This is a genomic window from Stakelama saccharophila (genome assembly GCF_032229225.1).
GTDB lineage: Bacteria > Pseudomonadota > Alphaproteobacteria > Sphingomonadales > Sphingomonadaceae > Sphingomonas > Sphingomonas saccharophila.
Window position 1 is genome coordinate 2,664,321 of the sequence record NZ_CP135076.1, and the last position, 18,130, is coordinate 2,682,450.

An 18,130-nucleotide genomic window follows, 5' to 3' on the forward strand; every position below is an offset into this window, starting at 1 on the left:
CATGCGATGATGCAAGGAAGGGGCGGCCCGCGCGGTCGCCCCTTTCGCGTTCCGCTCCGCCGCACTTCGCTTCACAGCGGCGACGGCAGGTTGTACGGCCGGACGCCGACCGATGAGGTAGCCCCGATGACTATGCGCGAGACGACTTCGTTACTGCCGCTCGCGGACCGCGATCTGTGGCCGGCCGGCTTGAAACGATCGTGGCGCGACAAGTTGCAGGTCCTGGCCTTCGGCGCGATCCAGTGGCCTTGGTTGCTGCGGAGCCTTTCCGGAGGATCGCGCGCCGCCAAGGCCGAATTGTGCGCGCGGCTAGACCTGCCGGTCAATGCCTTGCCGCACCTGGGGAGCTGGAAAGCGGACACCGGTTTTCTGGCGCTGATCGTCGACCATATCGAGCAGCAGCGTCCACGCCACGTCGTCGAACTCGGCGCCGGCGCCAGCAGCCTCGTGATCGGCCGCGCGCTGGAGATATTCGGGCAGGGCCGGCTGACGAGCTTCGACCAGCACGCCGATTTCGTCCACGCCACCCGGGACTGGCTGGCCGACAACTGCGTGACGGCGGACCTTTACGTCGCGCCGCTACGTCAGGCGCCGGAACCCTGGCGCGGGATCTGGTACGATCTCGACGGGCATCTGCCGGAGCGAATCGATCTTCTCGTGATCGACGGTCCGCCATGGACGGTTCATCCGTGCATCCGCGGCGCTGCCGAAACGCTGTTCGATCGCATGCCGGTCGGCGGCACCGTCCTGCTCGACGACGGAGCGCGGCCAGGCGAGCGTAGGGTCGCCGCGCGCTGGCGGGAGCGCTGGCCCAATTTCCGCTTCGATCTGGTACAAGCCGGAACCAAGGGCACCCTGATCGGCACGCGCCGGGCCTGACCGGAACCGCATCCGGCGGTTATCCCATCATGCGCGGCGAGACTTCGATCCTCCGGCCGTCCACGATGATTTCGTTGAACGACGCCGGCGCTTCACGGGTACGCTGCGACAGCGTACCGGCCCCGATCAGCCGGACGGTCCGGCCGCCGACGCGGTGCATCCGGTCGTAGGGATCGTGCACATGGCCGCTCAATACGGCATGCACTCCGGCATCGGCGAGCGATTCCAGCGCCGAGCGGCCGCCACGGGTTCTGGATGTCGCCTGCGTACCGGGTTCGATAAGCGGGTGATGACAGGCCACGAGCACCACGTCGTCCCGGTCCTGCATCTTCTCTATCGTCTCCAACGCCCGGTCCAGCCGTCGCCGGCTCACATATCCTTTCGACCAGTTCAGCCGCCATTGAAACCTGGCCGTCGTCTTGAGCGGCACCACCGCGACGCCCTCGATCTCCAGCGGCCGCTCGATCGCCCGCTCTACCTTGCGATACCGACGGTAAGGCCGGAAAAGCCGGCGTAGCGGATTGTGATAGGGCAGGTCATGATTGCCGGCTTCCACCGTCAGCGGCCGGCCGAACGACCCCAGCCACTCGGCCGCGGCTTCGAATTCGCGCGACCTGGCCCGCATGGTCAGGTCGCCTGTCATCACGATCGCGTCGGGCTGTTCGGCGTCCACCGCCGCGGCGAACCAATCCAGCGCGGCCTGGTCCTCCGCCCCGAAATGAACGTCGCTGACGTGAAATAACCGGATCACCCTTCAATCTCGCTTCGCTTCATTCCGACGAAGGACGAAGCGCGCGACGTCGCTGGTCGTTCCCCTGGGAGTCGGCGATGCCGGCCCAGGTCGACCTAGTCGAAAAAGAGATAGCCGGGATCGAAATCCGCGAATTCGCGCAAGCGCCCGAAATCCCCAATCGTCACGTGATGATCCCGGAATTCGGCAAGCCCCTGCTCGCGCAATTCGCGCAACATCCGGTTGGTATGCACCGGCGTCAGGCCGAGCGCATCGGCCAGATCGGCCTGGGTCATGGGCAGATCGAAGCCGTCCCTGTCACTGCCGCCGATCCGGTCGAGGCGAAGCTGCAGCTCGCAGAAAAGATGCGCGACACGAGCCGCGGCGCCGCGCGCGCCGATCGATACCATCCATTCGCGATTGATGGCCGCATCGACGAGTGTCGATCGCCACAACACTTCCGTGATCCTGGTGGACTGTGCCGTGAGTTCCCGCACCGCCGCGTGGGGAAAGACCGCAACCTCGACCGCCGTCGAGGCGGCGACCGAATGCTCGAGATGTTTCAGCGGATAGCTGTGCAGATCGACGAAATCGCCGGGAATATGAAAGGCCAGGATCTGACGCTTGCCGTCGGTCGTCATCTTGTACCGATGGATGAATCCCTTCAGCAGGAGCGTACATTGCCTCAGCGGCACATTCTCGCGAACTATCACGGCGCGGGCGTCATAGCGCACGGTCCGGGCGATGGCCCCTTCGAGTGCGGAGCGTTCCTCCGAAGAAAGGCGCGGCACGCGATGCGTCTGCAAAAATGCGTCTATGCTCATTCCAGCCCTCAACCCGGTTGGCGGAGCCGAGGAACCGCAACCTTTCCTGCCCGTTTCAACCCTTTTCGCCTCTTGCAGGATAGTATGTCGCCACGCAAGCCATCCGATCGGCCCATCGCCGCCAGAGCTGAGGAAGGCGAAGTTCTGATCGACGGGCCGGACGGCGTGGTGGCATCGTTCACACCCGACGCCGCTCGCCAGTCGGCCAAACGCCTGAAGATTGCGGCGGACCAGGCGGAAGCGCAACTCCGCGCGAAGTCCTGAGGTCGGCGCTCAGCCCCCCAATTTCGGGCCGGCCCCGCACGGCGGATGTCGCTTTCAAACGACTCAGTCGGTTCGTTGCGCCAGGTCCCGTAATATTCCCGCCTGAGGCCGTGCCGGCCGCCCATCCGTCCCCGAGCGCTCACCAACCTCGCACATCGACCAAAAACCATTTTCCTACACTAAACCTATTTGGTTATAACGACTGAGTCGACTGAAGGAGATGGAAGATGGACGAGAACGCGTTGATCGACGAACTGATCGACCGCGAGGGCGGATTCGTGGACAATCCCGATGACAGGGGTGGCCCGACCTGCTGGGGCATCACGCAGGCCACGGCGCGCCGCTGTGGCTATGACGGGCCGATGCGCGACCTCTCACGCGGCCGCGCGCGGCTAATCTATCGCCGGCAATATTGGACGGCGCCCCGATTGGATGCCGTGGCGCGGCGCGCGCCGCAGCTTGCAGCGGAATTGTTGGACAGCGGCGTCAACATGGGACCCGCGGTCGCCGCCGCTTTCCTGCAACGCGCCCTCAATGCCCTGAACCGGGGCGCCAGCGACTATCCCGATCTCGCGACGGACGGCCGCATCGGGCCGCGGACGCTGGCCGCGCTCGACGCCTTTCTCACCACCCGCGGCACTCGGGGCGAACAGGTACTGATCAAGGCGGTCGATGCGTTGCAGGGCGAGCGCTATCTGCACCTGGCCGAGCGGAGACCCGCGAACGAGACCTTCCTTTATGGCTGGCTGGCAAACCGAATTGGATAGTTTCGTCAAACGGCACATTTTTCGAGGGGACAGGCAATGGGATTGCTGGGCAACATCATCGGACCGATCGCGACCTTGCTCGACAGGGTCATTCCCGACCCGGAAGCACGCGATGCGGCCAAGCTGGAACTGTTGAAGCTGCAGGGCAGTCAGCAGATGCGCACACTGGAAACGCAAATGTCGGCGATCGTGGCGGAAGCGGGGTCGAACGACCCGTGGACGAGCCGCGCACGGCCGAGCTTCCTGTACGTCATGTACGCCATCATCCTGTGGTCCATTCCCATGGGCCTGATCGCGGCGGTGCGACCGGAAATCGCGCAGTCGATCGCCGACGGGATGAACGCGTATCTCGCCGGGATTCCGGATCCGCTCTATACGCTCTTCGGCACCGGATATCTGGGGTACACCGCGGCGCGCCAATGGGGGAAAGCGAAGGGTGTCGAGAAATAGGGTCCCGCATTCGGGCGGCGCTCTATTCCGACGCCCGGATACCGGGCCCGCCACCGCTCGCCGGCGCGGGCGCGGAAGCGTGCACGGCCCCGCAACGTACCTTCGTCGCCCGGCGCGTGCATGGTGGCCACACATAGGCTTTCCCTCGCGGGTCAAGGTGCGAGCGGTCCTCGCGGAGCACTCCGTTCGGACCGGATCGGTCGGCGCCGTCGTGACCATCCGATTGCGGCGGCGGCGGCGGATTGCCATATGGCCGGCCATGAGCAACGAAAACACGTGGCACGGCACGACCATTCTTTCCGTGCGAACCGGCGGCAAGGTGGTGATCGCAGGTGATGGCCAGGTCACCGCCGGCCAGACCATCATGAAACCCAATGCCCGCAAGGTCCGCCCACTGGGCGACGGCAAGGTGATCGGCGGCTTTGCCGGCGCGACCGCCGACGCCTTTACCCTGTTCGAAAAGCTGGAAGGGAAGCTGGAGCGGCATCACGGACAGTTGTTGCGCGCGGCCGTCGAACTGGCGAAGGAATGGCGTACCGACAAATATCTGCGCCAATTGGAGGCCATGCTGATCGTCGCCGACAAAGACCTGACGCTGGTCGTCACCGGCACCGGCGACGTGCTGGAACCGGACGGCGGGATCGCAGCGATCGGGTCCGGGGGGAATTACGCCCTCGCCGCTGCGCGCGCGCTGGTGGATTACGAAAAGAACGCGGAGACGCTTTGCCGCAAGGCGATGGGAATCGCCGCCGATGTCTGCGTCTATACCAACGACCAGTTGACCATCGAGCAGCTCGACAGTGCGACCTGATGCTGCGCTGAGCCGCCGTGGGATCATCGGGGCGGCCGGCGCCTCGGTACTGGCGGGCTGCACCGCGACCACGGCGGCAACCCGCCCCGCGCGCGGGGCGGCGGCCTGCCTGCCGCGGCCGAAGGTCTCCGACGACCGGTTGATCCGCTCGCTGGTCGGCCTTCGTCCCTATCGCCCCTCCGGCTTTGTCGTCCGGGCGGAGCAGCTCGGCCCCAAGCGGCTGGTGCACAATTACGGCCATGGCGGTTCGGGCATCACGTTGAGCTGGGGCACGTCGCGGCTGGCGACCAATCTGGGCCTGCAGGGGCACCAGGGCCCCGTTGCCGTAATCGGCGCCGGCGTGGTCGGGCTGACCACCGCCCGGCTGGTGCAGGAAGCAGGCTATCCGGTCACCATCTATGCCAGGGCGCTGCCGCCGGAGACGACATCGAACATCGCCGGCGGACAATGGTATCCTTCCCTGCTCTATGATTTCGACACCGTAACGCCGGCATTCGCGCGCCAGCTCGTCGCGGCCGCGTCCTATGCCTATCGACGCTACCAGATCATGGTGGGCGAGGAATATGGCATCCGCTGGATGACCAATTACGAGCTTTCGGATCATCCCTTCGGCCAGAGCAAGACCGACAGGCTGATGGCGTCGATGTTGCCGGAATCGCGCGCGCTTCGGCCGGACGAACACGGGTTCGACAGCCCCTATGTTCGCCAGTTCAAGGGCATGCTGATCGAGCCGCCGCGTTTCCTGCGCGCGATGCTGCGCGACGTGCGGATTGCGGGCGGTAATGTGGTGGTGCGTGGCTTCTCCACGCCCGGCGACGTGGCGACGCTGCCGGAAAAGCTGGTGTTCAACTGCACGGGACTGGGTGCGAAGCGGTTGTTCGGCGACGAGGAGATGCAGCCGATGCGCGGCCAGCTCGCCGTCATGCTGCCCCAACCCGAAGTCGACTACGCCCTGGAGACGAGCCGGGGCATGTACATGTTTTCGCGCAGCGACGGTATGATTTTGGGCGGCACCGCCGATCTGGGCGACTGGTCGCTGGAGCCGAATCCGGAGACCACGCGCACGATCATTCGCGAGCATCGGCGCATCGCATCGCGCGCGGGCTGTGGTTGATCCGCTGCCCGGTGCTTCCAATATCGCGGCCAACCGATAACGGGCGCGGACGACCGTTCGCGCCGCTTTCGAGAGAGCAATGCAAGACCAACTGACTCCCAAGGCGATCGTCGCCGCCCTCGATTCCCACATCATCGGCCAGAAGGACGCCAAGCGCGCCGTTGCGGTGGCGCTCAGGAACCGCTGGCGCCGCCAGCGGCTCGCGCCCGAGCTGCGCGACGAGGTGACGCCCAAGAACATCCTGATGATCGGCCCCACCGGTTGCGGCAAGACCGAGATTTCCCGCCGGCTGGCAAAGCTCGCCGACGCGCCGTTCGTCAAGGTGGAGGCGACCAAGTTCACCGAAGTCGGCTATGTCGGCCGCGACGTCGACCAGATCGCCCGCGACCTGGTGGAAGAAGCGATCCGGCTGGAAAAGGACCGCCGCCGCGATTCGGTGAAGGACAAGGCCGAGGAAGCCGCGCTCGGGCGTCTGCTCGACGCGCTGACGGGCAAGGATTCGAGCCAGGCGACACGCGAATCCTTCCGCCAGCGGCTGGAGGACGGTCACATGGACGACAAGGAGATCGAAATCGAACTGGAGGCCGCGCCCCAGATGCCGTTCGAAATGCCGGGCGGCGGCGGACAGGTCGGCATGATCAACCTGGGCGAGATGATGGGCAAGGCGTTCGGCCAGAACCAGATGAAGCGGCGCAAGCTGACCGTCCTGTCGGCCTGGGAAAAGCTGGTCGAGGAAGAAGTGGAAAAACGTCTCGATCAGGACGACGTCAACCGCGTGGCGCTGGCCGATGCTGAGGCGAACGGCATCGTCTTTCTCGACGAGATCGACAAGATCGCCGTGTCGGAAGGCCGCGGATCAGGCGCGTCGGTAAGCCGCGAAGGCGTACAGCGCGACCTGCTGCCGCTGATCGAGGGCACGACGGTTTCGACCAAATACGGGCCGATGAAGACCGACCATATCCTCTTCATCGCGTCGGGTGCCTTCCATGTCGCCAAACCCAGCGACCTGCTGCCCGAACTGCAGGGCCGGCTGCCCATCCGGGTCGAGCTGAAGGCGCTGACCGAGGAGGATTTCGTGTCGATCCTGACCGATACGACCGCCTCGCTGCCGCAGCAATATCAGGCGCTGATCGGCACCGAGGGCGTCACGCTGGAATTCACCGAAGACGGTATCAAGCAGGTCGCGAAGATTGCCGCGGAGGTTAATCTCGACGTCGAGAATATCGGCGCGCGGCGGTTGCAGACGGTGATGGAAAAGCTGCTGGAAGAGGTGAGTTTCGACGCGGAGGAACGCGGCGGCCAAACGCTGACGGTCGACGCCGCCTATGTCGACGACCAGCTCGCCGGCATCGCCCGCAACACCGATCTCAGCCGCTACATCCTGTAGCGCTGCTGCCGGCACGGTCCGGGCGCGGCTGCGCCCGGACACGGCATAACCTCATTCGCCGGCGGTATCCGGCCGCTCATAGGCGGTGAAGCGATTGAAGCGGCAATAAGCGGACGGAATGCTGGCGCCGGGTTCCAATACGCGGAACTGGTCGTTGCGGCACAATTGCGAGCCGTGAAGCTCGACGATCAGGCTGTTGAGCGGGGCGAGCGCCGGGCAGTGGTCGATCTCGCTCACCCAATAGCGCCGGCCGGATTCGCGGTAGACGACATATTTGTCACCGACGATCTGCGGCCCCTCGATCAGCGAAGGATTGATGCAATCTTCCGTCCTGACCGGTTTGCGGTTGCCGATGGTCTGGGCGAATTCGCGCTGGGTCTGCGCCTTCTGCTCGGCCACCTGTTCCGGCGTGGCGGCGCATCCCGCCAGGCAGGCCGCGACGATGGCGCCGGCGGTCAGGGCGATGGGCTTGATCATGGTTCCTCTCCTTCCGCCCGGCGATAGGGCGTGAACTTGCCGAACGAGCAGCTTCCGGTGAAATGACCGTCCGCGCGCGAAACGGTCGTGAAGATGTCGCCGGCACATATCTGATTAATGGTCGACCGCGTCTGCAGGACGTCGTTGTCGAAATCGAAATTGCCGCATCCCCGGCCCAGGTCGTTGCGATAGATCAGGTCGCCCGACGCGTGGTACAGGATCGTGCCACGCAGAAGGTCGGCCTGGCGCACCTGCGTGCGCGATATGCAGCTTACCGGTTCGCCGGGTTCCAATCCCTGCAACTTACTGGCGATCTGCGCCCTTGCGCTGGCGTCGGCCGCGGCCTGGCGCTCCTGGTCGGCAGGGGACATGGCGCACCCCGCCAGAATGGTGAGGAACGGCAACGTGTAGCGAAACATCGCGAAACTCCTTTCGCCCCCAAGTCTCACTACCAATGGGTTACCCGCGGAAATTATCCTTTTCTTCGCGGCGTTTTGCAAGCTCGCTCGCATTGGCGGCGCGCAGGAACGGATTTGTGGCGCGTTCGAGCCCGATCGTGGTCGGCACCGTCGCCTCTCCGCGCTTGCGCACGCGGGCCACCTCTTCCATGCGATCGCGAATCGCCTGATTGTCCGGTTCGGCGACCAAGGCGTAACGGCCGTTCGCCTCGGTATATTCATGGCCGCAATATACCTTCGTATCCTCAGGCAGTGCCGCGAGGCGGCGCATGTTGGCGAACATCTGTTCGGCATCGCCTTCGAACAGGCGACCGCAGCCCATGGCGAAAAGGATGTCGCCGACGAAGATCAGGCGATCATCGGCAAAATAATATGCGACGTGCCCGGCGGTGTGCGCCGGCATCTCGAGCACCGTGGCTTGGTGCGCGCCAAGGGTCGGCCGGTCGCCCTCGCCAACCATGCGGTCGGCGGTGGGAATACGCTCCGCCTCGGCCGCGGGGGCCGTGACCTGTGCGCCGGTCGCGGCCTTGATCTCGGCATTGCCACCGGTGTGATCGGGGTGCCAGTGCGTGTTCCAGATCTGCGTGATGGTCCAGCCCCGCTCGCGGGCGACAGCCAGCACGGGGTCGGCCTCGGCAGGGTCGATCACCAGCGTCTCTTCCGAACGCGGGTCGTGAAGGAGCCAGATATAATTGTCGGACAGCGCCGGGATGCGGACAATCTCTACCATGGCGACAAGATACGCGCTGCCCGGTTCCGCGTCGAGGCCGGCGAGCGGCGGAGCCGATCGCCGGCGCCCGCTCTCACCACGTGCCGACATTCTCCATCGACGCCCAGGGTTCGGCCGGTTCCAGATGGCCGTCCTGCAACAGCTCGACCGAAATGCCGTCGGGCGTGCGGACGAACGCCATATGACCGTCGCGCGGCGGGCGATTGATCGTGACACCGGCGTCCATCAGGCGCTGGCAGGTTTCATAGATATTCTCGACCCGATAGGCGAGATGCCCGAAATTGCGTCCGCCGGAATATTCCTCCGGCTCCCAATTATAGGTCAGTTCGACCTCCGCTTTGCCTTCCTCGCCCGGCGCGGCGAGAAAGATCAGCGTGAAGCGGCCCTTTTCGACATCGAAACGCCGCACCTCTTCCAGCCCGATCAGGTTGAAAAACCGGATGGTCGCGTCCGGATCGGTCACGCGGATCATGGTGTGGAGATATTGGGGCATGGAAAGTCCCTTCCTTGGCCGTATGTCAGAGATGGTTCATGGATGAATCGGTAACGCGTTTCGGGCTCCATATCGGAAGGATCGGCGAGGATGGAAAGGCAAATGTCCGACAGCCGCGGCCTGTCGCTGCTGATCGCGGCGGGGATCCTCGCGATCGGTATCGTCATCGGCGGCTATCTGCTCGGCAATGGACTGGTGCGCGCGCGGCACGCGGATCGGTCGGTCACGGTCCGCGGCCTGGCCGAACGCGACGTGACCGCCGACCTGGCGACCTGGACGCTGAACTATTCGGAACAGGGCCTCGACCTGGCGCAAGTCCAGGCGGCGATCGACCGCGATACCGAAACGATCCAGCAGTTCTTTCACCAGCTCGGCTTTCCCGAAAATGCGCTACAGCCTGCGGGCGCCGGCGTGAACCAGTTCTACAATAACGGCGTGCAGACGGTGACAATCAACCAGCGGCTGCAACTGCGCACGACCGACATCGCCAAGGCGCGCAAGGCGGTTGCGCGCCAGTTCGACCTCGTTCGCCGCGGCGTCGTGCTGCAGGAGGGGTCGGGCATGGTTTACAGCTTCACGAAGCTGAACCAGATCAAGCCGTCCATGGTCGCCGCCGCCACGAAGGACGCCCGCGCCGCGGCCGAACAGTTCGCCAAGGACAGCGATACCGGTGTGGGCGGCATCAAGAGCGCCACCCAGGGCTATTTCTCGATCGAGGCCCGCGACGGCGAACAACAGGGATACGGCGTCGCCGATTCGCCGTTCAAGAAGGTGCGCGTCGTGACGACGGTCGATTTCTACCTGAAATAAGCGCCGTGGCGACGCGTGCATATCCGCATTGGCATATCCGCGCAGGGCGGATGCGCGGTCCTGCGAAAGCAGGAACCCAGGGCCGCAAGTGCATGGCCGAAGCTCTGGGCTCCTGCTTTCGCAGGAGTACGGATAAAACCCTGTCGGTAGAGCGGGAACGTACCTTGCCCGCCTACAGCCCTTCGATCGTCCGCAGCAGCAGCGCGATGTCGCGGTCGCGGGACAGGCGGTGGTCGCCGTCCTTGACGAGGATCGTCTGAACGTCATCCGACTGGATCAGGCCGGCCAGCGTTTCCGCCCGGTTCCACGGCACTTCGCGGTCCCGCTGCCCCTGCAGCAGGCGGACCGGGGCGGTGATCGCGATCGCGCCGATCATCACGCGGCTGGCCTCTCCCGCCGACCAGAAGGCGCGCGTCGTCACCGTCGGCGCGTCGCCATAAGGGTTTTCCTGCTCCAGCCGCCCCTCGGTGAGCAACGCGAGCTTTTCCTCCTGCGTGAATCCCCAATCGGTGAAATCCGGCGCGGCCGCGACACCGACCAGACCCGCGATCCGCTCGGGCCGCGCGAGCGCCGCCAACAGCATCAGCCAGCCGCCCATGGACGATCCGACGAGCACCACCGGCCCGTCCGCGAGTTCGTCGATCACCGCCAGCACGTCGTCGCGCCAATCGGTGAGGGTGAAATCCTCGAACGCCCCCTGGCTCTCACCGCACCCGCGATAGTCGAAGCGGATGAAGGCGCGTCCGTTTTCCTGCGCCCAGGCCTCCAGCGCGGTCGCCTTGGTGCCGGTCATATCCGAGGCATAGCCGGGACAGAAAATCACCGTCGGCCCCGCGCCCTCGGTCTTGCGATAGGCGATCCCCGCCGCCTGCTTCTGCATATCCACCATGCCGGATCGTCTAGGCGCTAACGCGCCGGCAAGAAAGAGCGTCAGTCGGACGCGGTAGGAACGACGCTCGTTGCGAAGTGCGCTCTGGCGCCGAGCAAGCTGAACTCGAACTCGAAATGGCGCTCGGCTGTCGGAGGCCGCTGTGCGGAACGATCGACGTCGGGACGCGCCTTGCCGATCATCGCGACAAGCAGGGCGACGACCAGATAGAGGCAGGGTTTCAGCGATTTCCCGGTCATGCCACATCCTCCCGTGCGGGATTGACGAAGACCTCTTCGATAGCAAGACCGAAGATGTCGGCGATCTTGAAAGCGAGCGGAAGCGAAGGATCGTACCGCCCCTTCTCGATCGCGTTCACGCTCTGGCGAGAAACTTCGAGCCGGGCGGCCAGATCCTGCTGGCTCCACTCGCGTTCCGCGCGCAGCACACGCAGGCGATTCTTCATGGCCGCATCTCGTTATAGACGGTGCCCAGGCCGAGGCCGCCGCACCAGATGATGAAGGCCCAGTAGGCCGGCACGTGCGGCACCTGGCCGAAGCTCTCCATAAAGCCCCAGATCGAGCAGACGGCGAGCATGAAGCCGGTAGCGACCAGCATCTGGCGGACATGGAGAACCCGCTGATACTCATCCTTTTCGTCAAGGATCAGGCGGCCGATTGCGACAATCACGCCGACGAGCGGAAGCGCCGGAAGGACCGCAACGGACATCGCCGCGAATCCGTCCAGTGCGAACCGGTCGGTCAACCAATTGGCGAGAAACAGAAGCGCAACGTACGCCGCGGCGAGGGCGATGATCCGACGCTGATAAACCTTGCTGTCGCAAGCCGAGCCGCAGGCCGCGCCGCCGTGAAAGGCCCGTATCCGGCGCTTCTGGACGATCATCCACCCCAAGGCGGCGACGGGAACCGCATAGATCGCGACCAGCCAGAGCCCGGTCGGATGATAGGCCCGATGCGCGGCGATGCCGGCCAGCAGCGAGAAGATATAGACTGTGACCGCCGGGCCGATCCGCGGCGCCCGATCCTCTTCATCCAAAACCATGGCGACAAGCTCCCTTGTTGAAATGACAAGCAGGCTTTACGTTCACCAGCAGCGCCTTGTCAACTATGCTTTCCATTTTTGCGCGTTAGCTTGTCAGATCGTCCAGCATCCTTGCAGCGAGCTGGCTGAGCGTGTCGTCGCGGGCGCCCATCAGAACGATGCGGTCGCCTGGTCTGGCGGTGGCGACCAGATGCGCGGCGGCGGAGTCGCGGTCGGGGATATACCGCGCATCGGCATCGGTCGCGGCGATGTCGGCGACAATGTCGGCGCTGGTGACCTCCCGCGCCACGGTGCCGCCCTGATAGACCGGATCGGGCAGGACGAGCTGGTCCTCGCGCTTCAGCTTCTTGGCGAACATCTCGACGAGCTCGCGCCGCATGACCTTCAACGGGCCATAGCCGTGCGGCTGGAACATCAGGAGCAGCCGGCCGGGAAATTCGTGGAGCGTGTCGAGCGTCGCGGCGATCTTGTCCGGGTTGTGGCCGAAATCGTCGATGATAGCGACGCCGTTCGCCTCTCCCACAAGCTCGAACCGACGCTTGAGGCCGGCAAAGCCCTGCACCGCCTCGGCGGCGATATCGCGCGGGATGCCCGCCGCCATTGCCGCGCCGATCGCGGCAAGCGCATTGGCGACGTTATGGCGGCCGGGGACCGCGAGTCTGACGCGCCGACACTCACCGCCCGTCACGAGATCGAAACCGATCGCGAAGGGCTCCGGCGACAGATTTTCCGCGACCATGTCCGCCTCGCCCTCCACGGCGAAGGTGAACAGATTTTCCCGGTTCAGCCCGGCGGCAAGCGCGGCCGTCTCCGCATCACCGACATTGACCACGGCCGTCTTCGCCTTTGCCGCGAAGTCGCCGAAGAGGCGGCGAAGCTCCTCCAGGCTCTTGTGGTCGAGGCTGACATTGTTGAGCACCGCCACGTCCGGCGAATAGAGCGCGATTGATCCGTCGCTTTCGTCCACTTCGCTGACGAAGGCGTCACCCTCTCCCACCAGCGCACTGGCGAAGGGAGCGTCGGGTGCCACGAAATTCTTCATGACCGCGCCGTTCATGACGGTCGGATCGCGGCCTACGGCGTGGAGGATCCAGCCGATCATGCCGGTGACGGTCGACTTGCCGCTGGTGCCGGCCACGCCGATGCGCATCGTCGATTCGTTGAACAGGCGGCTGAGCATTTCGGCCCGCGACATCCGCTCGGCACCCATACGCGTCGCGGCCACCATGTCGGGCACCGTTTCCTCCACCGCGGTGGAGGCGATGACGATCTGGTTCGGCGAGGTAATACCGCTGCCGTCCTGCGGGAACAGGCGGATGCCGCGCCGTTCCAGCGCTTCGAATTTCGCCGGCAGCCGCGCCTGGTCGAGCGAACGGTCGGACCCGGCCACCCGGTATCCGCGCTTTGCGAGGATCAGGCTCAGCGGCATCATGCCGCTGCCGCCGATGCCGACGAAGAAACAGGATTTGCGATTGGCCATGGCCGCGCGCTATCGGCGGTTTGCGTCGCGGGAGCAAGCCGCGCGAGGGAGACAGGAACGGATATGCGGATCGCCGTCGTTGCACCGGGCAGGCCGATCGACGAACAGGTCGCGGCGGCCACCGCCGCGCTCGCAGCCATCGCCTATCCGGATGTCGCGCTTCATTTCGATCCGCAATGCTTTCTCGAAGACGGGCATTTCGCCGGGTCCGACGCGGTTCGGGCGGAGGCCTTTCTGCGCTATGCCAACGATCCGGCTTTCGACGCCATCTGGTTCGCACGCGGCGGATACGGCTCCAACCGCATCCTCGCCGCGGTGATGCCGAACCTGACCGAGGCGGCACGGAACAAGATGTATGTCGGCTATTCCGACATGGGGTTCCTGCTGGGCGCGCTTTATGCCCGCGGGATCGGCACGCCGGTGCATGCGCCGATGCCGGTCGAGATCGGCCGCAAGGACCAGGGGCACTGCGTCGCCAGGGCGCTGAGCTGGATGACCGCACGCGACCCGTCCGTGCTGGAGCCCAGCCTGGGCGACCGCCCGGCAGCGGCGTTCAACCTCGCCATTCTGAACGCGATGATCGGCACGCCCTGGCTGCCCGATCTGGCGGATCACGTCCTGATGATCGAAGAGGTGTCGGAGCCGCTCTACCGCATCGACCGCATGCTGTTCACGGTCGCCAACGCCACCCAGTTGCAGGGCGTGGCGGGCATCCGCCTGGGCGAGGTGGTGGACGTACAGCCGAACGAGCCCCCCTTCGCCGAAACGCCGGAGCAGATCGTCCGGCGTTGGTGTGCGGATATGGGCGTGCCCTATCTGGGCCGCGCACGGATCGGCCACAGCCGCGACAACCGCGTCGTCCCGTTCGGGTTGCGCTGATCGCCCGCACTCAGGTGCCGGCGTTGGTCAGCGATTCCAGTTGGTCGGGCGTCAGCGCAACGTCCCAGCTTCCGATCAGCTCGTCGAGCTGTTCCAGGCTCGTGGCGCTGGCGATCGGCGCGGTGACGCCGGGCTGCGCCGCCAGCCAGGCCAGCGCGACCTGGGCGTGGCTGGCGCCGCTTTCTTCCGAAACCTTGTCCATGGCGGCGAGCACGTTCTTGCCGCGTCCTTCCAGATACTGCTCCACGCGGCTGCCGCGCGCACTTTTGCCCAGGTCGTCGCGGCTGCGATACTTGCCGGTGAGAAAGCCGGAGGCCAGGCCGTAATAGGGCGCGACGCCGATATTGTGCTGGATGCACAGGTCCTGCAATTCGCCTTCAAAACCGTCCCGGCTGACGAGATTATATTCGGGCTGCAGCACGTGATAGTGCGGCAGGTCTTCGCGCGTCGCCGTATCGATCGCCTGCTTCAGCCGGGCGGCATGGAAGTTGGATGCGCCGATCACGCGGACTTTCCCGGCCTCGATCAACCGGGCGAACGCCTCGAGCACATCCTCCATCGGCTGATCTTCGTCGTCCTTGTGGGCGTAATACAGGTCGATACGATCGGTTTTCAGCCGTTGCAGCGATGCTTCGCACGCAGCGGCGATGCGCATGGGGGAAAGCCCCTTCCCGCCCTCACCGGGCAGCATGCCGACCTTCGTCGCGATCAGCACCTCGTCGCGCTTGCCCGATCGCTGCAGCCACTCGCCGATCACGCTTTCGGATTCGCCGCCGGAATGCCCCTCGATCCAGGCCGAATAGACGTCGGCGGTGTCGATCATCGTTCCGCCGCGTTCGACCCAGCGGTCGAGAATGCGAAAGCTCGTCGCCTTGTCCGCGGTCCAGCCGAAGACGTTGCCGCCCAGCACCAGCGGCGGGGTTTTCAGGTCGGTCGCGCCGAAGCTTCGCATCTCGGTCATCATTCGCTCTCCTCGTTCGTGCCGACGGCATTTGCGGAAACGCTGTCATTGTCCAGCATCGCCGCGGCGTCGTTCAGCGCCTCCGCCTCGCCGACGGTGACGCCGCCGGGTCCGTCGGCATTCCGGTTCGGCCCGCATGCGGAAAGGATCACCGGCAACAAGGCCGCAGCAAAGACGAACCGCATCTATGATCTCTCCAAAAGCAGGGGCCGCGCTCCACCGAACGCGGCCCCTGAGAATTCGATCCGACCGGCATGCGCGCCGATCGGCGTGCCGAACGCGTTCAGCGCTGCATGTCTTCGCCGGCTTCTTCGACTTCCTGACCGGCCTGCTTCGTCGCCTCATCGGCGGTCTGGCCGACGGCCGCGGCGCCGTTTTCGATCGACTCGCCGGTCTCGTCGGCCGCCTGCTCGGCCTGGTCGAAGGCCTGGTCGGTGGCTGCGGAGGTATCGTCCACCGCATTGTCCATCGTCGCGGAGGTATCGGCGCTGATCGCGTTGGCAGCCTCGGCCGTTTCGTCCTGCGCATTGTCGGAACAGGCGGCGACACCGAACGCAATCGTCAGCGCGGCGGGTAGAAGCAGTGCTTTTTTCATCCGGAACTCCCTTTATCGTTACGGCCGGTGAACGATTTCGCCGAACACCGGTTCCACGGCGGAACGCTAAACAAGCAGGGCGTGCCCCGCAACCAAAACGCCGCTCGTCGATTGACCACATATAAAGAAATCTTTATATGATTGTGGAATGACGACTGCACTCGACATCTTCCGTGCGCTGGCGGATGCGACCCGGCTCCGCATTCTCGCCCTCGTGCGCCGGATGGAGCTGTCGGTCGGCGAACTCGCCCAGGTGCTGGAACAGAGCCAGCCACGTGTATCGCGGCATGTAAAGATCCTGTGTGATGCCGGGCTGACGGAGCGCCGCAAGGAAGGAAGCTGGGTCTTCGTCACGCTCGGCGAGAGCGACCGGGTCCGACCGATCCTCTCCGCCTTCGACCGGTGGAGCGAAGACGGGGTCGATCCTGAACTGGAGCAGGATTTCGCGTCGCTCGAAGCGGTGCGGCGGGATCGGACCGCGGCCGCTGCCCAGTGGTTCGAATCGCACGCCGGCGAATGGGACGCGATCCGCTCGCTCCACATCGCCGAAAGCGAGGTCGAGGCGGCAATGCTGGAAGCGTTGGGGGAGACGTCGCTCAGTCGCCTCGTCGACATCGGCACCGGCACGGGCCGCATCTTGGAACTGTTCGCGCCGCAGTCGGACAGCGCCATCGGTATCGATCGCTCGTCGGAGATGTTGCGCCTGGCACGAGCCAAGCTGTCCGAGCGCGGGCTGACCCATGCCGAGCTGCGCCAGGCCGATTTCTACGCGCTGCCCATTGCCGGTGAAACCGCGGACGCAGCGGTGCTGCACCACGTGCTGCACTTTGCGCAGCAACCCGAATCCGTGATCGCCGAGGCGGCGCGCGTGCTGGAGCCGGGGGGGCGGCTCCTGATCGTCGATTTCGCGCCGCACCAGCGCGAGGAATTGCGCACGCGCGACGCCCATGCCCGCCTGGGCTTTTCCGACGAACAGGTGCTCGGCTGGTTCGTGGAGGCCGGATTGTTTCCGGTCCGCACGGAAACGCTCGAGGGCGGGGAACTTACCGTGAAACTCTGGCTGGGGCGCAAGGCCGGCCAGCCGGGAATAAAGAGGAACGCCGCATGACGATTTCGGTCGACCAGATGGAAGACGCCCGTCGCGCGCTCGATGAACCGCTATTCGCGGATCTTTCGGGCGATCTTGAGGTCTCCTTCGAATTCTTCCCGCCCAAGACGGAGAAGATGGAACAGACGCTGTGGGATTCGGTGCAGACGCTGGCGCCGCTCGGGCCGCGTTTCGTCTCCGTCACCTATGGCGCGGGCGGCTCGACGCGCGAGCGCACGCACCAGACGGTGGCGCGCATCCAGCGCGAGACGCCGCTCAACGCCGCCGCCCACCTGACCTGTGTGGAGGCGAGCCGCGACGAAATCGACCAGGTGGCGGAGGAATATTGGAATGCCGGTATCCGCCATATCGTGGCGCTGCGCGGCGATCCGCCCGAACAGGGCCAGAAATTTCGGGCGCGCCCGGACGGCTACGCCAATGCCGCCGAGCTGACGACCGGACTGAAAAAGCGCCATCCGTTTGAAATTTCGGTCGCGGCCTATCCCGAATGCCATCCCGATTCGGCCGACACCGCGGCGGACCTCGACAATCTGAAGCGCAAGTTCGACGCCGGCGCCGACCGGGCGATTACGCAGTTCTTCTTCTCGCCCGAGGCGTTCTTCAAGTTTCGCGACGCGGCGGCCGCATCCGGTATCGACCGCGAAATCGTGCCGGGTATCCTGCCGGTGTCCAACGTCGCGCAGACGCGCAAGTTCGCCGGTATCTGCGGTGCGGAAATCCCCGCCTGGATGGACCGGCTGTTCGAGGGGCTCGACGATCATCCCGATGCGCGCAAGCTCGTGTCGGCGACGCTGGCGGCCGAGATGTGCCGCAAGCTCTATGCCGGCGGCGTTCGGCACTTCCATTTCTATACGCTCAATCGGGCGGAGCTGAGTTTCGCCATCTGTCACCTGCTCGGCATGCGTGCCGATGGCGAGGCGGACAAGAAGAAGGCGGCCGCCTGACATCATCCGTCACCCCGGCAGGAGGCCGGGACCCCGTGC

25 protein-coding genes are annotated in these 18,130 nt (G+C 65.2%); 11 read left to right on the plus strand and 14 right to left on the minus strand.

Annotation, left to right across the window (positions count from 1 at the left end):
* The first annotated feature begins 126 nt into the window (after positions 1 to 126).
* Positions 127 to 879, plus strand: coding sequence for a class I SAM-dependent methyltransferase (locus tag RPR59_RS12435; RefSeq protein ID WP_313914516.1), 753 nt, complete (start codon positions 127 to 129; stop codon positions 877 to 879).
* Between the two features lie 19 nt (positions 880 to 898).
* Here the strand turns inward: RPR59_RS12435 and RPR59_RS12440 are convergent, their stop codons facing one another.
* Both RPR59_RS12440 and RPR59_RS12445 read right to left on the minus strand, forming a co-directional pair.
* On the minus strand, positions 899 to 1,630 hold the full coding sequence (locus RPR59_RS12440) for a metallophosphoesterase family protein (RefSeq protein WP_313914518.1): 732 nt from the start codon (positions 1,628 to 1,630) through the stop codon (positions 899 to 901).
* Positions 1,631 to 1,725: 95 nt separating this feature from the next.
* Complete coding sequence (locus tag RPR59_RS12445) at positions 1,726 to 2,433, minus strand: Crp/Fnr family transcriptional regulator (protein WP_313914520.1); 708 nt, start codon at positions 2,431 to 2,433, stop codon at positions 1,726 to 1,728.
* An 84-nt stretch (positions 2,434 to 2,517) separates the two neighbouring features.
* Here RPR59_RS12445 and RPR59_RS12450 point away from each other — a divergent pair, with 84 nt between their 5' ends.
* The 6 genes from RPR59_RS12450 to hslU all read left to right on the plus strand — a co-directional run bounded on the left by RPR59_RS12450 (position 2,518) and on the right by hslU (position 7,226).
* Positions 2,518 to 2,697 carry a hypothetical protein gene (locus RPR59_RS12450; protein WP_313914522.1) on the plus strand — a complete coding sequence of 60 codons (180 nt, stop codon included), beginning with the start codon at positions 2,518 to 2,520 and terminating at the stop codon, positions 2,695 to 2,697.
* Between the two features lie 227 nt (positions 2,698 to 2,924).
* Positions 2,925 to 3,464 carry a glycoside hydrolase family 108 protein gene (locus tag RPR59_RS12455; RefSeq protein WP_313914524.1) on the plus strand — a complete coding sequence of 180 codons (540 nt, stop codon included), beginning with the start codon at positions 2,925 to 2,927 and terminating at the stop codon, positions 3,462 to 3,464.
* Positions 3,465 to 3,500: 36 nt separating this feature from the next.
* On the plus strand, positions 3,501 to 3,914 hold the full coding sequence (locus RPR59_RS12460) for a holin family protein (protein WP_313914526.1): 414 nt from the start codon (positions 3,501 to 3,503) through the stop codon (positions 3,912 to 3,914).
* Between the two features lie 259 nt (positions 3,915 to 4,173).
* A complete protein-coding gene (hslV, locus tag RPR59_RS12465) occupies positions 4,174 to 4,725 on the plus strand; it encodes an ATP-dependent protease subunit HslV (protein ID WP_313914528.1) in 552 nt (183 codons plus the stop codon).
* A complete protein-coding gene (locus RPR59_RS12470) occupies positions 4,715 to 5,839 on the plus strand; it encodes an FAD-dependent oxidoreductase (protein ID WP_313914530.1) in 1,125 nt (374 codons plus the stop codon). The genes hslV and RPR59_RS12470 overlap by 11 nt, the downstream gene beginning before the upstream one ends.
* Positions 5,840 to 5,918: 79 nt before the next feature.
* Positions 5,919 to 7,226 (plus strand): ATP-dependent protease ATPase subunit HslU, encoded by a 1,308-nt coding sequence (gene hslU, locus RPR59_RS12475; RefSeq protein ID WP_313914531.1) that lies wholly within the window; start codon positions 5,919 to 5,921, stop codon positions 7,224 to 7,226.
* A gap of 51 nt (positions 7,227 to 7,277) precedes the next feature.
* Here the strand turns inward: hslU and RPR59_RS12480 are convergent, their stop codons facing one another.
* The 4 genes from RPR59_RS12480 to RPR59_RS12495 all read right to left on the minus strand — a co-directional run bounded on the left by RPR59_RS12480 (position 7,278) and on the right by RPR59_RS12495 (position 9,384).
* Positions 7,278 to 7,703, minus strand: a complete 426-nt coding sequence (locus tag RPR59_RS12480) for a hypothetical protein (protein WP_313914533.1) — start codon at positions 7,701 to 7,703, stop codon at positions 7,278 to 7,280.
* Positions 7,700 to 8,122 (minus strand): hypothetical protein, encoded by a 423-nt coding sequence (locus RPR59_RS12485; RefSeq protein ID WP_313914535.1) that lies wholly within the window; start codon positions 8,120 to 8,122, stop codon positions 7,700 to 7,702. The genes RPR59_RS12480 and RPR59_RS12485 overlap by 4 nt, the downstream gene beginning before the upstream one ends.
* A 40-nt stretch (positions 8,123 to 8,162) precedes the next feature.
* Positions 8,163 to 8,891 (minus strand): hydroxyacylglutathione hydrolase, encoded by a 729-nt coding sequence (gene gloB / locus RPR59_RS12490; RefSeq protein WP_313918504.1) that lies wholly within the window; start codon positions 8,889 to 8,891, stop codon positions 8,163 to 8,165.
* A 73-nt stretch (positions 8,892 to 8,964) separates the two neighbouring features.
* On the minus strand, positions 8,965 to 9,384 hold the full coding sequence (locus RPR59_RS12495) for a VOC family protein (RefSeq protein WP_313914537.1): 420 nt from the start codon (positions 9,382 to 9,384) through the stop codon (positions 8,965 to 8,967).
* A 102-nt stretch (positions 9,385 to 9,486) separates the two neighbouring features.
* On the opposite strand from RPR59_RS12495, the gene RPR59_RS12500 reads away from it, so the two are divergent.
* Positions 9,487 to 10,194: an SIMPL domain-containing protein gene (locus tag RPR59_RS12500; RefSeq protein WP_313914540.1), complete on the plus strand. Its 708-nt coding sequence runs from the start codon at positions 9,487 to 9,489 to the stop codon at positions 10,192 to 10,194.
* Positions 10,195 to 10,366: 172 nt separating this feature from the next.
* Here RPR59_RS12500 and RPR59_RS12505 read toward each other — a convergent pair whose 3' ends face one another.
* From RPR59_RS12505 to RPR59_RS12525, 5 genes are all read right to left on the minus strand, one after another.
* The gene (locus RPR59_RS12505; protein ID WP_313914543.1) at positions 10,367 to 11,083 is read right to left on the minus strand and encodes an alpha/beta hydrolase; all 717 of its coding nucleotides are present in this window, start codon (positions 11,081 to 11,083) and stop codon (positions 10,367 to 10,369) included.
* Positions 11,084 to 11,124: 41 nt separating this feature from the next.
* Complete coding sequence (locus tag RPR59_RS12510; RefSeq protein WP_313914545.1) at positions 11,125 to 11,322, minus strand: hypothetical protein; 198 nt, start codon at positions 11,320 to 11,322, stop codon at positions 11,125 to 11,127.
* The gene (locus RPR59_RS12515) at positions 11,319 to 11,528 is read right to left on the minus strand and encodes a helix-turn-helix transcriptional regulator (protein ID WP_313914546.1); all 210 of its coding nucleotides are present in this window, start codon (positions 11,526 to 11,528) and stop codon (positions 11,319 to 11,321) included. The genes RPR59_RS12510 and RPR59_RS12515 overlap by 4 nt, the downstream gene beginning before the upstream one ends.
* On the minus strand, positions 11,525 to 12,124 hold the full coding sequence (locus tag RPR59_RS12520; protein ID WP_313914549.1) for a hypothetical protein: 600 nt from the start codon (positions 12,122 to 12,124) through the stop codon (positions 11,525 to 11,527). Before RPR59_RS12520 ends, RPR59_RS12515 begins: the two co-directional genes overlap by 4 nt.
* Positions 12,125 to 12,209: 85 nt before the next feature.
* The gene (locus tag RPR59_RS12525) at positions 12,210 to 13,604 is read right to left on the minus strand and encodes a UDP-N-acetylmuramate--L-alanine ligase (RefSeq protein WP_313914551.1); all 1,395 of its coding nucleotides are present in this window, start codon (positions 13,602 to 13,604) and stop codon (positions 12,210 to 12,212) included.
* Between the two features lie 63 nt (positions 13,605 to 13,667).
* On the opposite strand from RPR59_RS12525, the gene RPR59_RS12530 reads away from it, so the two are divergent.
* Positions 13,668 to 14,483, plus strand: a complete 816-nt coding sequence (locus tag RPR59_RS12530) for an LD-carboxypeptidase (protein ID WP_313914553.1) — start codon at positions 13,668 to 13,670, stop codon at positions 14,481 to 14,483.
* 10 nt (positions 14,484 to 14,493) lie between these two features.
* Here RPR59_RS12530 and RPR59_RS12535 read toward each other — a convergent pair whose 3' ends face one another.
* The 3 genes from RPR59_RS12535 to RPR59_RS12545 form a co-directional block, all read right to left on the minus strand.
* The gene (locus RPR59_RS12535; RefSeq protein ID WP_313914555.1) at positions 14,494 to 15,444 is read right to left on the minus strand and encodes an aldo/keto reductase; all 951 of its coding nucleotides are present in this window, start codon (positions 15,442 to 15,444) and stop codon (positions 14,494 to 14,496) included.
* Complete coding sequence (locus RPR59_RS12540; RefSeq protein WP_313914557.1) at positions 15,444 to 15,629, minus strand: hypothetical protein; 186 nt, start codon at positions 15,627 to 15,629, stop codon at positions 15,444 to 15,446. Before RPR59_RS12540 ends, RPR59_RS12535 begins: the two co-directional genes overlap by 1 nt.
* A gap of 98 nt (positions 15,630 to 15,727) precedes the next feature.
* Positions 15,728 to 16,039, minus strand: a complete 312-nt coding sequence (locus RPR59_RS12545; protein ID WP_313914559.1) for a hypothetical protein — start codon at positions 16,037 to 16,039, stop codon at positions 15,728 to 15,730.
* A gap of 148 nt (positions 16,040 to 16,187) precedes the next feature.
* Between RPR59_RS12545 and RPR59_RS12550 the strand changes: the two genes are divergently transcribed.
* A complete protein-coding gene (locus RPR59_RS12550; RefSeq protein ID WP_313914561.1) occupies positions 16,188 to 17,147 on the plus strand; it encodes an ArsR/SmtB family transcription factor in 960 nt (319 codons plus the stop codon).
* On the plus strand, positions 17,144 to 18,091 hold the full coding sequence (metF, locus tag RPR59_RS12555) for a methylenetetrahydrofolate reductase (protein WP_313914563.1): 948 nt from the start codon (positions 17,144 to 17,146) through the stop codon (positions 18,089 to 18,091). Before RPR59_RS12550 ends, metF begins: the two co-directional genes overlap by 4 nt.
* Positions 18,092 to 18,130: the final 39 nt, after the last annotated feature.

Coding starts and splice junctions, on each gene's coding strand:
- RPR59_RS12540 (WP_313914557.1), bottom strand. CDS start 15,629: ATGCGGTTCGTCTTTGCTGCGGCCTTGTTGCCGGTGATCCTTTCCGCA.
- RPR59_RS12455 (WP_313914524.1), top strand. CDS start 2,925: ATGGACGAGAACGCGTTGATCGACGAACTGATCGACCGCGAGGGCGGA.
- RPR59_RS12550 (WP_313914561.1), top strand. CDS start 16,188: ATGACGACTGCACTCGACATCTTCCGTGCGCTGGCGGATGCGACCCGG.
- RPR59_RS12460 (WP_313914526.1), top strand. CDS start 3,501: ATGGGATTGCTGGGCAACATCATCGGACCGATCGCGACCTTGCTCGAC.
- RPR59_RS12485 (WP_313914535.1), bottom strand. CDS start 8,122: ATGTTTCGCTACACGTTGCCGTTCCTCACCATTCTGGCGGGGTGCGCC.
- RPR59_RS12450 (WP_313914522.1), top strand. CDS start 2,518: ATGTCGCCACGCAAGCCATCCGATCGGCCCATCGCCGCCAGAGCTGAG.
- RPR59_RS12435 (WP_313914516.1), top strand. CDS start 127: ATGACTATGCGCGAGACGACTTCGTTACTGCCGCTCGCGGACCGCGAT.
- gloB (WP_313918504.1), bottom strand. CDS start 8,891: ATGGTAGAGATTGTCCGCATCCCGGCGCTGTCCGACAATTATATCTGG.
- RPR59_RS12505 (WP_313914543.1), bottom strand. CDS start 11,083: ATGGTGGATATGCAGAAGCAGGCGGCGGGGATCGCCTATCGCAAGACC.
- RPR59_RS12480 (WP_313914533.1), bottom strand. CDS start 7,703: ATGATCAAGCCCATCGCCCTGACCGCCGGCGCCATCGTCGCGGCCTGC.
- RPR59_RS12515 (WP_313914546.1), bottom strand. CDS start 11,528: ATGAAGAATCGCCTGCGTGTGCTGCGCGCGGAACGCGAGTGGAGCCAG.
- RPR59_RS12445 (WP_313914520.1), bottom strand. CDS start 2,433: ATGAGCATAGACGCATTTTTGCAGACGCATCGCGTGCCGCGCCTTTCT.
- hslU (WP_313914531.1), top strand. CDS start 5,919: ATGCAAGACCAACTGACTCCCAAGGCGATCGTCGCCGCCCTCGATTCC.
- RPR59_RS12495 (WP_313914537.1), bottom strand. CDS start 9,384: ATGCCCCAATATCTCCACACCATGATCCGCGTGACCGATCCGGACGCG.
- RPR59_RS12525 (WP_313914551.1), bottom strand. CDS start 13,604: ATGGCCAATCGCAAATCCTGTTTCTTCGTCGGCATCGGCGGCAGCGGC.
- RPR59_RS12520 (WP_313914549.1), bottom strand. CDS start 12,124: ATGGTTTTGGATGAAGAGGATCGGGCGCCGCGGATCGGCCCGGCGGTC.
- RPR59_RS12535 (WP_313914555.1), bottom strand. CDS start 15,444: ATGACCGAGATGCGAAGCTTCGGCGCGACCGACCTGAAAACCCCGCCG.
- RPR59_RS12500 (WP_313914540.1), top strand. CDS start 9,487: ATGTCCGACAGCCGCGGCCTGTCGCTGCTGATCGCGGCGGGGATCCTC.
- RPR59_RS12510 (WP_313914545.1), bottom strand. CDS start 11,322: ATGACCGGGAAATCGCTGAAACCCTGCCTCTATCTGGTCGTCGCCCTG.
- RPR59_RS12545 (WP_313914559.1), bottom strand. CDS start 16,039: ATGAAAAAAGCACTGCTTCTACCCGCCGCGCTGACGATTGCGTTCGGT.
- metF (WP_313914563.1), top strand. CDS start 17,144: ATGACGATTTCGGTCGACCAGATGGAAGACGCCCGTCGCGCGCTCGAT.
- RPR59_RS12530 (WP_313914553.1), top strand. CDS start 13,668: ATGCGGATCGCCGTCGTTGCACCGGGCAGGCCGATCGACGAACAGGTC.
- hslV (WP_313914528.1), top strand. CDS start 4,174: ATGAGCAACGAAAACACGTGGCACGGCACGACCATTCTTTCCGTGCGA.